Raw genomic sequence first — 12,337 nt, 5'->3', positions numbered from 1 at the left:
CGGTCCGGCCTCGAAGAGCCAGGACACTAACCGGTGCGCAAGGGGAACGATGACATCAGGGCGGAATTTTCGGCGACTGGCCATCCTCTTTGCCGGTGCTGCGCTCGCCCTGACAGGCTGCGACTCCTCGACCGATGGCGATGACACTCCGCCTGCGAGTTCAACGGCTGGTCAAAGCGTGGCTGCTGAGACACCCACCGGTTACGACACTTGCAAGGACATACCGCAGAGCGTCCTGGATTCGGAGAAACTCCGTCGCCGCAGCGAAGCCGATTCGGATGCCAGCGGCGGCATCAAGTGGCGAGGGTGTCGATATGGACGCACTGACGGCTACTTCGCCACCATCACCACCTCGAACCTCACAGTCGAGATGACCCGAGCCAAGCACTTCCCCGAGGCGACCGAGTTCACCGTCGGCGGCCGCGAGGCGATCTCGACCCGTCAGTTCGATGGCCCGAACATCAAGGACGCGTGCACCGTGAATGTAGCTATGCGGGGCGGCAGCCTCGACATCAATCTGCTCAACCCGGCCTCGAACCGCGATACCGGGTCTGTTGATTCGTGCCAACTTGCTCGGGGGCTGGCCGAGAAGATCGTGCCAACGATACCTAGCAACGCATAATCTCAGAACTCGTCGGGAGGGATGAAATGAGCGACGACAACACGCCGCGGCCGATGGCGAACATGCTCAGCGCGGCCCGGGAGGGGCAATTAGCGGTCGATATGAACGCTGAGGACTTCGTCTACATAGACCGCGACTGCAATTTCTTCAAGGACGCCATCCGCGACATACAGACAACAGTGGCCGATATCGCGCGAGCGGAACGATGGGGCCTCGGCGAGAAGTCCGAAGGTATGGTTTCGGCCAGCACCGTGGTCGAGCGGTTCCGTGCGAAGGCAAACGGGGCCACGGATGGCAACAGCGTCTATCAAATCCTGGAAGATCACTACCGCATCGTCGAGGACATCCAAGAGACCTACAGGATCGTGCGTGATCGAATGATGCAGGCGGACAGTGATTTCGCCGCAGAAATCAGCCGCTTGAATACGGACCTTCCCGAGCGTCCACCCGTCCAGCTCCCATACGCACCGACCTACCTCCCGGTTGGGACAGGCAAATGAGCGGCTACGAGAATCCCCGTATTCCTAACGGGGGCGAACACCCTGATAGTTGGGAACACTCGAAGATCAACAACACGTTCGAGCCTCTCAACCCGACCGACGCGGTCAACCAGGCGAACAAATATTGGCAGGCTCGCATCCAGTGGGAGCAGGGCGTAGAGACCTTCGCCCGATCCATCCAGACCTCTATCGCCCAAGCCTGGTCAGGCCCCGCTGCGGAACAGTCCAAGAGCGCGATCGCCAAATACACCAGTGATGCGCAGAACCTGACGACTTCCCTGGAGGAGCTGTACAACCGCGTCAGCGACGCCGCCACCGCGATCTCCAATACGAAGAACGCTCTCCCGGAGGCCGTCGAATTCTCCTTCGGCGAGCGCCTTTTCAACCCGCGGCGCTGGAACCTGAACAGCGAGAGATACTTGGCCGAGCAGGACGCGCGGGCCGCGATGCAAGAGTTCTACGTACAGCCGTTCAGCGAGATGGACGGCAAGATCCCGGTGCTGCCCACTCCGGTCGGCCCGACCGCATCGGTGGACATCCCAGCGCCCCCGCCGGGTGGATACCACAGCGACGACAGCGGCGGTCCCACGACGAACGACCCCGGCACCAGCCCTACCGACACCGGCACTCCCGGCGACAAGGACGGCGACGGCAAGCCCGACGAGACGAGCGCCGAGGAGTCGCAGTCCACCGACGAGTCGACGCAGGACGACCAATCCTCCGACACGACAGCGACGGACACCTCGACCACACCCGCCGGCGTGGACCCCACCTCGACGACTCCCGCCAGTACCACGGATCCGACCAAGACCGTGCCGGCCGGAACTCCGACTCCGCACAGCCCGGGCTCCCCGGGCAGTCCCGGAACTCCCGGCACCACGAACCAGCCGCAACCGGGGCGCAGCATCGCGGGCGCACCGCGCACCCCGAGCACATCGGTGAATCCGGCCGCGGCAACGAACACCTCGGTCCGTGGCACGAGCGGTACGCCGGGCATGATGGCCCCCGGCGCTCGCGGCGGCGGCAAGGACGACGAATCCGAGCACAAGACACCGGACTACCTGATCACCCAGGAGAACACCGACGAGCTGCTCGGCGAAGTCCCGAGGACGCTGCCCGGCGGCGTCATCGGCGGCACGCCCGACTGACCGGGCCACACCCTTCTCGACTTCGCGCGCGCCCGCATCGCGTATCGGTGGCGGGCGTGCGCGCGTGCACATTGGCCGCCTTCACGCGGCCGGATTGGACCTCACATGGCTGAATGGACCTGGGATCCCGACGACTTCGCCGCGCTCTGGTTCGGCGACGCCCACGATCGCATCCCCGGCCCCTTGCGCTACACCAGTCGTTTCGCCTTCCGCGACGACTTCGCCGCCCACCGCACAGCCGTGCGGGAGCGCTATTCCGCCGACGAACGCGACGAGATCGCGGCCGCCTTCCGCACCTTGGGCGACTCCGACCTCCGCATCGAGATCCTCGGCGGCACTTGCAAGCACAAGAACAGCACCGGTCCCGACGACATCCGCGAGTACCGGATCCTCGGCGCACGCGACAGCTACCGCGCCGTCGTCCTCAGCCAAGCGGGCAACCAAACCGAGCACGGCCCGATCCGCGCACGCGTGTTCCCCGCCGACCAACTCCCGGCACGCCTCGTGAACGCCATCCCGCCCTGCACCCCCGGAGCCGAGCGACCGGCCACCTTCCACCCCCATGACCTGACCCCCCGCCGCGACACCTACCTCCAGGACAACGCCCGCAACACTCCTCGCGAGCAATACCAGCGCCTCCTCGGCCGCCCCGTCGACGGCGGCGGCACCGCCGTCCTCCTCACCGCCCCCCTACACACCCGCACAAAACCCACCAAAGTCCTCCAATGGCACGACATCTCCGACGACGGCCGCTACACCGAACACCGTACCGACCACATCACCGTCCGCCCCACCACCCCCACCGACCTGACCGCCCACTTCACAACGTGGATCACCCTGGCCCTCGAACACCTCGAATCCACCCGCCCCGAAACCTGGTAGGCGTGGGGTCCGCGTACCGACCGCGCGGAAAACCCGGATCCAGCGGCGGTTCGTCCGCACGCGACCAAGCATCGTCCTCAGTTACCTTCGCCAGGGCGATGTATTGCCAGGGTGTGGTTTTCACGTCGAAGCACGCTGTGACAGGACCGACCGCCCGAGCCGTGACCTCGCCCTTGCTGGGGCGACAAACAGAACGGTAGTGTCTGTCCGGCAACAGCCTGAGGGGACAAACCACTGGACTGCGGGCGCACCACGACTGGCCGCAAGGGGGCTGGTGACTTGCGGGTCCGCAATGAATTTGCAGCCCGTATGTCGCCTGATTCAATAGCGGCCAGTCGGCGGACAATCCCACTGCAGTGGAAACAGAAGGGGATAGAGTGGCGACTGGCTTGATCGGGGTCGGCCTGATCACAATGAATCTCGACGACGGCCGCCTTCCAATAGATGTGGATGTGAGCCGGAATATCCATGACCGCCTTGATCCACCGGATCTCTCCGCGGCAGCGATGACCGGCTATTATTTGGCGCTGTGGCGGCATGACGCTCCGGTCATCGCATCTGGCAGATGGACTGAACTGACCGTATCCCCCTCTCGCCGTACACAACTGATCACGCTCCTCGACACCCGATCGCTCGCCGAATACGAGATGGTCGAACGATCACTGCGACTGAGTGATGAATTCGTAGGGCGAGGGCCGGTGAGCGACTCCGGAGTGCCCTCGATCACGGTGGCCGCGAGCATCTCGCGCATCGGCAGCATCGAGATCGATCCGCGGTGGGCGGCCACGGCCGGCCCGTCCTACATCGCGCACGACATCCTCGACTGCGCGAATCAGATCCGGCAACAGCGCCCACGGTTCCACGAAGACGGGACATGGGCCGACCGCACCGATGATGAGCTCGAACACGAACTCGCGGAATACAAGCGCTACCTGATGAGGAACTCGTAATGGTCAATTTCTCAGCGGATCTGAACCAACTCGTCAGGGCCGCCAGAGCCTGGGATCACGCGTCGGACGCCCTCACCGTCGCCGCTACCGAGGCGCAGAGCATCCATTTCAGTCACCAGGACGTCGCCTGGGGACTGTTCCAAGAAACTTGGGAGGCCCAGATGGCGGCCGCACGGTATATGTACGACAGACTGGTCGAGGGAAGAGATGAAACCGATTCCATCGCCAGAGTTCTGGACCACGTCGCCAAGGTATATCAGGAGCAGGACCAGAACTTCGCGAACGTCCTGATCGAGCTGGAAGCGGATTACTGATGGGTGCGACGAAGTCTCTGGACGAGATCAACACGGTACTCGATAGGTTCTCGGACCAGATCGCGGAGATCAGGAGCCAACCCGCCAAGGTGGATGACGCATTCCGGAAGGCGGCCATCGCCGCCGCCGAGGTCGAGGCAGCGACATTCTTCGGAATGGCGGGTGCGGTAGCAGGTGCCGTCTACGGCGCGATGACCGAGGACGACTTCACCGGTTACATGCAGGACCACAAGGAAGAGATCAAGAAGAAGATCCAGGAGCTCTTGGACAAACTGCAGGGCGCGGTCGACAGTTTGAAGGCACCCATCGCCTTCCTGCAGACGAGCGAGGCATGGACGACGCTGAAGGGGAAGATCGGCGGCGCGCAGAACAACGAGGTGAACAACGGGAACGTCATCGGCTACTGGACAGGAGCGGCGGCACTCAAGTACACAGCGGCGCGCACACTCCAGGACACCGCAATGGATTCCGCGAAATCAACCTGCGACAAGATGACCGAAGCACTCGCCAAGGTATCGGACATCGCTTGGGACTTCTATTCCAAGATCGTCACGGATATCGCGGACCTGCTCATAAAACTCGGGACAGCTCTTGCCAAGATCGTCACCTTCGTCGCCGCTCCGATGGTAATATCCGATACGATTGATATCCTCGGAAAAGCAATCAGCAGAGCCGTCGAGTACACGAAAAATCTTACAGATGCCCTCCTTTCGCAAAGGCAGAGTATCAGCAAGATTAAGGAGTCGACAGAAAGTCAGAAAGGATTTCATAACGATCGGTGGCCGCGTAGCGCTTCCGACGACTTCAACACCAACTCTCCCAGCTCTGAATGGCAGGCGACATGAACCGGCGAAAACTGCTGACCATTTCGGCGGTGGCGGTGCTACTTTCGGCCTGCGATCTGTTTTCCCACACTCATCCCGAAGAGTATGAACTGCCGACGAGCAGCCACACCATCCAGGAGCTGTGCGACTCTACGAAACCATTTTTCATCACCCGAGCTGGTGCCGAGAATCTAAAGGTCAGCGCCGGTGCCGGCGGAAAGGCACTGACCGATGAGATCGGCACCGGTAACGGGTGCTTCTATGAGAAGGCGGACGGGTCCGCATGGCTGTCTTCCCTCGGATATGTATCGCTGTTTCGCGTCACCAGTGGTAACACCCTGTCCACACCTCCCGCGACGACAGAGAACTACCCGACCAAGGTCCTGACTGTGGACGGCGCGACCGTCAAGGTAGCTACCGAGCCACTGCCCAAGGGGGGCGATCACGCCACCACTCTGCTCGACGTCGACCTCACCGCCACGATCGACGGCTGGAAGGGCGAACTCCACTTCAGAGCCACCGAAGATCAAACGACGCGAGATGACAAACCGACACGAGAAGGCGCGCAAGCACTGGTGCGCATGATCCGCACGTTGAAGGGCTGATCGCTCTCGCTTGGGGCGTGGAACGATAACGCGCTCTTGGCACCTTCCTGACATCTTCCGCTGGAACCACCGGAACAACTCCCCCGTCCGCGCGCTCTCGACAACCGGGAGTACTGCCCGAGCGAAATGGCCCGGACGATCTTCGACCGGCCATAATGAATCCCCCTCAGACGCAATGCGCTACTACCGGCTCCACGATATCCGCTCGCGATCAGGCGTTGGAGTCCGGCGGCGGTTTCGGGCCCCGCTACGGGCGGCACCAGCGTCACGATCGCCGGTACGGGATTCGCCGGTCCGCTGGCCGTACGGTGCGGCAGCACCGCGACGACCTTCAGGGATCGACTCGTCGACGCAGACCACCGCCATCGCCCCGGCCCACGCAGCGGGAGACGTACAGGTGACCGTCACCGGCTCCGGTGGCACCAGCAACGGCCGCACATACACCTGCGCCTGATCGAGACAGCTCACGGGCCGTCGCCGGGTTCCGGCGGCGGCCCAATCGCGTTGGGTCCGATCGGCTCCGGCACTCTTTCGTGTCGGCATTGAACAGACCGACCAGCATCATCTGAAGCACCCGGACACACCGGGCGCCGACGAGCAGACGCGATCCGCCGCCGAGGAGACAGACCGAGATTCAGTGATAAGTGTTGTGCGCGAGCGTATTTCGTTTGCGCCTCGGTTAGCCGAAGTCACGGTCGACGACCCCCGACCGGCCACAGCGATGAGATCGTCGCTGCGGCAGGGCCGCACGATGCGTTCACGCCGGAGCCGCAGTACTGGTCAATACCTGGCAACAATCTGGAAAACGGACAAGAACGGATCATCCGACGCATTGCCGACCCGCAGATCCTGGGGCATAACGGAGTTAACCGGTTCACGACTACCGTCGGACACCCTCGGCACGGAGGAACCAGCAAACTGAGAGGCAGCGTTATGCCTACATTCCTCTCCCCGCCCACGGGCCACAGAACACGGGGTCCTCGCGTCACGGCGACAACCGGCAATCCAGTGGACGGCACCGCTCCGGCGCGGACCGCAGCGCCGCACCACGAACCCTCCTCCACCGCACACGGGTTCACCTAGACGGCGCCGGTGGGCCTGCGACAACGCGATCCGGACTCCCGTACCGGGCCGGAATCCGGCCGACCACACGAACGCACAGCTTTCAGACGGCGGAATCCGCGATCGGCCGACGGCACCATCGGTGCCACAACAAGAAAGAAAGGGAAGAACCGATGAACAAAGTAATCACCATCCTGCACAGTGAGCCCGTCCGCGCCTTGCTGTACCCGCTGCTGGCGGCGCTGATCGGCTACGGGGTCGTCAAGGGCGTCCTCTCGTCCGACCTCTCCGGTTTTGTCCTCGCCATCGCCGCGGCGGCTCTGGGCCTGCCCGCGGTCGAGTCGGCGCGCCACCGGGTCAGCCCTGCGCCACCGGCCAGCGGCGAACCAGCATGAGAACCCCGAAGGAAAGGACCCGCCACGACCCCTTCGAGGTGGTGCTGTGCGCTGTGTTCGGTGTCTCGATGCTGTTGCAGTGCATCTACGGCCCGCCGCCGGCATCGGCGGCCACGGACCTGCCACCCGGATTCCGCACGCTGTGGCTCGTCCTCATGTTGATCGGCTGCGTCGCGACGCTGGTCGGTCTGTTCGCCCAGCGCGTCTGGGGTTATCTGGTCGAGCAGGTCGGCCTGGGTGCGCTCGGCTGGTCACTGGTGGCCTTCGGCGCGCAGCTGCTGTTGTTGCAGATCCAGCACCGAACCATCGGTCCGGCCACGGTTCTCGGGGGACCGCTGCCGATCGCGTTGGGCGTCGCGTTCCTGTGGAAGCGCCGACAGGTACTGCAGGATGTCCGGGCGCTGCGCGCGGTGAAGATCCGGATGGCGCCATGAACATCATCCAGCAGTCGCCGCTCTTCGCGGCGCTCGTGCTCATCGCCGGCTCGTCGGTGCTGACGGCGGCCGTCACCGCGTGGTCCAAGCGCGGCGACGTCGACGCTCACATGACGAAGACGAAGGCCGACACCGCGAAAGTCTTGAGCGACCTCGCCATTTCGCAAACTCAGCAGATGTCCGTGCAGATGGGCGAGTTGCGCATGACGCTGCGGGTGCACCGCGAGTGGGATCGGAAGATGGTGACCCGAGCACGGCGGGCGGGCCTCGAAATCGACGACCCACCGGAGCTGTTCCTGTAACGCGAGAAGCTGCTTTCCGGGCGGAACGTTGACGGACGTTCCGGTTGGTCGCCAATCGTTCGCCAGCACCGCCACCCTCGGCGGGCTCACCGCTGGCGCGACCTCCGGCAGCGGTGGCGAAGCCCCGTCGAAAAGAACGCTGCCACAACGCCTGCCAGGACGTTCACCGCACAACGCGACGCGCCGTTGCCAATCCGAAAACGGACCAAAACGGATCATCAGACACGTTGCCAGGCACCGATTCAAAGGAGTTAATGGAGATAGCCGGGCTGCTGAACAGCGGCGGGCGCCCCCCGGTGCAGAGGATTTTCACCACGGCGACAAGGAGGCAGCCGCATGCCTACCATCACTTCCCTCTCCCCGACTTCAGGACCGACCACGGGGGGAACCAACGTCACAATCACTGGTACCGGATTCACCGGCCCCATGACCGTCCGGTTCGGTAACACCGCGACCACTTTCACCATCAACTCCCCTACGCAGATCACGGCGATAGCTCCCGCCGGATCGGTAGGTACGGTGCAGGTCACCGTGACCAACTCGGACGGAACGAGCAATGGGGTCGCCTACACCTATGTGCCGGTCCCCGCGCTGAACAGCCTCAATCCCAATCAGGGCTCCACAGCGGGCGGTACGACGGTCACCCTCACCGGGTCGGGTTTCACGGGCGCCACGGCGGTCAACTTCGGTAGCACACCGGCGACTTCGTTCACCATCAACTCCGACACGCAGATCACGGCTGTCGCACCTGCCGGAACGGGGATCGTGCCGGTCACGGTGACCGGACCGGGTGGCACCAGCGGTGCGGTGCCGTTCATCTACGTAGTCGTACCTATCATCACCGCCATTTCGCCGACCTCCGGGCCCGCCTCGGGCGGCAACACCGTCACGATCACCGGCACGGGGTTCACCGGCCCATTGACTGTCCGGTTCGGCAATACCGCAACCATCTTCACGGTCAATTCCCCCACTCAGATCACCGCCATCGCACCGCCCGGCTCGGGCAGCGTGCAGGTGACGGTCACCGGCTCGGGCGGAACCAGCAACGGCGTCACCTACACCTACGCCGGTGTCCCCGCGCTGACCAGCCTCGCACCCAACACCGGACCGGCAACCGGCGGAACCACGGTCGTCATCACCGGAACGGGTCTGTCGACTGCCACGTCGGTCAGTTTCGGTGGCACTCCGGCGACCTCGTTCATCGTCAACTCCGATACTCAGATCACCGCCGTCGCACCGGCCGGCACGGGGACCGTGCAGGTCACCGTCACGACGCCCGGCGGAACCAGCAACGGCCTCCCCTTCACCTACGTTGCGGTGCCCGCCATCACCACGTTGGTGCCGAACACCGGTCCGGTCATCGGGGGAACGACGGTCGTCATCACGGGAACGAACCTGACGGGAGCGACGGCGGTCAGTTTCGGTGGCACACCGGCGAGCTCGTTCACCGTCAACTCGGCTACCCAGATCACGGCGGTCGCGCCGGCCGGGACCGGGACCGTGCAGGTCACCGTCACGACACCCGGCGGGACCAGCAACGGCCTCGCCTACACCTACATCTCGGTCCCCGCGCTGACCACGGTGGTCCCGAACATAGGACCGGTCACCGGCGGGACGACGGTCCTCATCACCGGCACCGGGCTCACCGGAGCGACCGCGGTGAACTTCGGTGCCACACCGGCAGCCTCGTTCACCGTCGTCTCCGCCACCCAGATCACGGCCGTCGCACCGGCGGGAACCGGGACCGTGCAGGTCACCGTCACGACCGCGGGTGGAATCAGCAACGGCGTCGCTTACACCTACGTCGCGGTGCCCGCCATCATCACGGACGTTCCGAGCGTGGGACCGGTCACCGGCGGGACGACGGTCGTCATCACCGGCACCGGATTCACCGGAGCGACCGCGGTGAATTTCGGCGCCACGCCGGCGACCTCGTTCGTCGTCGTCTCCGACACCCAAGTCATCGCCGTCGCACCGGCGGGAACGGGGACCGTAGGACTTACCGTCACCACCCCGGGCGGAACCAGTAACAGCGTCGCCTATACCTACGTCGCGCTGCCCACTGTCACCGCCGTGGTGCCGAACGCGGGCGTGGAAGCAGGCGGCACGGCGGTCGTCATCACCGGAACAGGACTGACCGCGACAACCGCGGTGAACTTCGGCGCCACACCGGCCACCTCGTTCACCGTCAACTCGGCTACCCAGATCACCGCCATCGCACCAGCGGGAACCGGGACAGTGCAGCTCACCGTAACCACCCCGGGCGGAACCAGCAGCGGCGTCGCCTACACCTACATTCCGGTACCCGCCGTCACCGCGGTGGTGCCGAATGTGGGCCCGGCGACCGGCGGTACGACGGTGATCATCACAGGCACGGGATTGACCGGAGCCACCGCGGTGAACTTCGGCGCCACACCGGCCACCTCGTTCACCGTCAACTCGGCTACCCAGATCACCGCCATCGTTCCGGCGGGAACCGGGACGGTGCAGCTCACCGTCACCACCCCGGGCGGAACCAGCAGCGGCGTCGCCTACACCTACATTCCGGTACCAACCCTCGTCGCGGCGCTGCCGAATGTGGGTGTGGAAACGGGCGGGACAACAGTAGTCCTCACCGGAACGGGACTGACCGGAACAACCGCGGTGAACTTCGGCGCCACACCGGCCACCTCGTTCACCGTCGACTCGGCTACCCAGATCACCGCCGTCGCACCCGCCGGCACCGGAACGGTGCAAGTCACGGCGACCACGGCAGGCGGAATCAGTAACGGCCTCGCCTACACCTACATTCCGGTACCCGCGCTCACCACGGTGGTGCCGAATGTGGGCCCGGTGTCGGGAGGGACGATCGTCGTCCTCACCGGGACGGGTCTGTCCACCGCCACCGCGGTGAACTTCGGCGCCACACCGGCGACCTCGTTCATCGTCGGCTCCGACACGCAGATCACGGCCGTCGCTCCGGCGGGAACCGGGACCGTACAAGTCACGACGACCACCGCGGGTGGAACCAGTAACGGCGTGGCCTACACCTACGTCGCGCTTCCCACCCTCGTCACGGCGGTGCCGAATCTGGGTTCGGTCTCCGGCGGCACGACCGTCGTCCTCACCGGAACAAATCTGAGCGGCACCACGGCGGTCGATTTCGGCGCCACGCCGGCGACCTCGTTCACCGTCGACTCCCCCACCCAGATCACCGCCGTCGCACCGGCGGGGACCGGCATCGTGCAGATCACCGCCACCACTCCGGGCGGGACGACCAACGGCGTGCTCTACACCTACGTCGCACTTCCAACCCTGACCACGGCGGTGCCGAATCTGGGCTCGGCATCGGGCGGCACAACCGTCGTCCTGACCGGCACGGGACTGACCGGAGTCACGGCGGTCGATTTCGGTGGAACACCGGCGACTTCGTTCACCGTCGACTCCGCCACCCAGATCACGGCCGTCGCACCGGCGGGAACCGGGACCGTACAAGTCACCGCGACCACCGCGGGCGGAACCAGTAACGGCGTGGCCTACACCTACGTCGCGCTTCCCGCCCTCGTCACCGCACTGCCGAGCGTAGGACCGGCCTCGGGCGGCACGACGGTCGTTCTCACCGGAACAAACCTGACCGGAACGACAGCGGTGAACTTCGGCGGCACCCCGGCGACTTCGTTCACCGTCGACTCCGCCACCCAGGTCACCGCGGTAGCGCCCGCCGGGACGGGAATCGTGCAGGTCACCGCCACCACCTCCGGCGGAACGAGCAACGGCGTCGCTTATACCTACCTCGCGGCGCCCAATCTCACCACCTTGCTTCCGAACGTCGGTTTGGAAGCGGGCGGAACCGTTGTCGTCATCACGGGGACGAATCTGACCGGCACCACGGCGGTCGACTTCGGCGGCACGCCGGCGACCTCGTTCACGATCAACTCATCAACTCAGATCACCGCCGTGGCACCCGCCGGGACCGGTACGGTGCAAGTCACCGCCACCACCTCCGGCGGAACCAGCAACGGCCTCGCCTACACCTACATTGCGGTTCCGACACTCGCGGTCGTGCTTCCGAATGTAGGACCGGCGGCCGGTGGAACGACAGTCGTCCTCACCGGGACGAACCTGACAGGCACCACCTCCGTCGACTTCGGAGGCACACCGGCAACTTCGTTCACCGTCGATTCCGCAACACAGATCACCGCCGTCACTCCCGCCGGAACGGGAACAGTGCAAATCACCGCGACCAGCTCCGGAGGAACCAGTAATGGTCTCCCATTCATCTACATCTGACGGCTGATGCGGTTGGGCCGTCGGTGCGGT

General features: G+C 64.7%; 12 protein-coding genes. All 12 read left to right on the top strand.

What is annotated here, in order from left to right:
* Nucleotides 1-49: 49 nt before the first annotated feature.
* On the top strand, nucleotides 50-622 hold the full coding sequence (locus ACZ6DL_RS02635) for a DUF3558 domain-containing protein (RefSeq protein ID WP_466048559.1): 573 nt from the start codon (nucleotides 50-52) through the stop codon (nucleotides 620-622).
* A gap of 26 nt (nucleotides 623-648) precedes the next feature.
* Nucleotides 649-1,122 carry a hypothetical protein gene (locus ACZ6DL_RS02630; protein WP_466048558.1) on the top strand — a complete coding sequence of 158 codons (474 nt, stop codon included), beginning with the start codon at nucleotides 649-651 and terminating at the stop codon, nucleotides 1,120-1,122.
* Nucleotides 1,119-2,270, top strand: coding sequence for a WXG100 family type VII secretion target (locus tag ACZ6DL_RS02625; protein WP_466048556.1), 1,152 nt, complete (start codon nucleotides 1,119-1,121; stop codon nucleotides 2,268-2,270). Before ACZ6DL_RS02630 ends, ACZ6DL_RS02625 begins: the two co-directional genes overlap by 4 nt.
* Before the next feature lie 105 nt (nucleotides 2,271-2,375).
* Nucleotides 2,376-3,152 (top strand): ESX secretion-associated protein EspG, encoded by a 777-nt coding sequence (locus tag ACZ6DL_RS02620; protein ID WP_466048555.1) that lies wholly within the window; start codon nucleotides 2,376-2,378, stop codon nucleotides 3,150-3,152.
* A 356-nt stretch (nucleotides 3,153-3,508) separates the two neighbouring features.
* Nucleotides 3,509-4,102, top strand: coding sequence for a hypothetical protein (locus tag ACZ6DL_RS02615; protein ID WP_466048553.1), 594 nt, complete (start codon nucleotides 3,509-3,511; stop codon nucleotides 4,100-4,102).
* The gene (locus ACZ6DL_RS02610) at nucleotides 4,102-4,416 is read left to right on the top strand and encodes a hypothetical protein (RefSeq protein WP_466048551.1); all 315 of its coding nucleotides are present in this window, start codon (nucleotides 4,102-4,104) and stop codon (nucleotides 4,414-4,416) included. The genes ACZ6DL_RS02615 and ACZ6DL_RS02610 overlap by 1 nt, the downstream gene beginning before the upstream one ends.
* Nucleotides 4,416-5,261, top strand: a complete 846-nt coding sequence (locus tag ACZ6DL_RS02605; RefSeq protein WP_466048550.1) for a hypothetical protein — start codon at nucleotides 4,416-4,418, stop codon at nucleotides 5,259-5,261. Before ACZ6DL_RS02610 ends, ACZ6DL_RS02605 begins: the two co-directional genes overlap by 1 nt.
* The gene (locus tag ACZ6DL_RS02600) at nucleotides 5,246-5,845 is read left to right on the top strand and encodes a hypothetical protein (RefSeq protein ID WP_466048549.1); all 600 of its coding nucleotides are present in this window, start codon (nucleotides 5,246-5,248) and stop codon (nucleotides 5,843-5,845) included. Before ACZ6DL_RS02605 ends, ACZ6DL_RS02600 begins: the two co-directional genes overlap by 16 nt.
* 1,235 nt (nucleotides 5,846-7,080) lie before the next feature.
* Entirely contained in the window at nucleotides 7,081-7,302 is a 222-nt protein-coding gene (locus tag ACZ6DL_RS02595; protein ID WP_466048548.1) for a hypothetical protein, read from the top strand.
* Nucleotides 7,299-7,736, top strand: coding sequence for a hypothetical protein (locus ACZ6DL_RS02590; RefSeq protein ID WP_466048546.1), 438 nt, complete (start codon nucleotides 7,299-7,301; stop codon nucleotides 7,734-7,736). The genes ACZ6DL_RS02595 and ACZ6DL_RS02590 overlap by 4 nt, the downstream gene beginning before the upstream one ends.
* Complete coding sequence (locus tag ACZ6DL_RS02585; protein ID WP_466048545.1) at nucleotides 7,733-8,038, top strand: hypothetical protein; 306 nt, start codon at nucleotides 7,733-7,735, stop codon at nucleotides 8,036-8,038. Before ACZ6DL_RS02590 ends, ACZ6DL_RS02585 begins: the two co-directional genes overlap by 4 nt.
* A gap of 336 nt (nucleotides 8,039-8,374) precedes the next feature.
* Nucleotides 8,375-12,307: a beta strand repeat-containing protein gene (locus ACZ6DL_RS02580; RefSeq protein WP_466048543.1), complete on the top strand. Its 3,933-nt coding sequence runs from the start codon at nucleotides 8,375-8,377 to the stop codon at nucleotides 12,305-12,307.
* Nucleotides 12,308-12,337: the final 30 nt, after the last annotated feature.

This window comes from Nocardia sp. NPDC041819 (assembly GCF_055590505.1).
The sequence above is the reverse complement of the archived record's forward strand: the minus strand, read 5'-3'. Positions and strand labels throughout refer to the sequence as shown.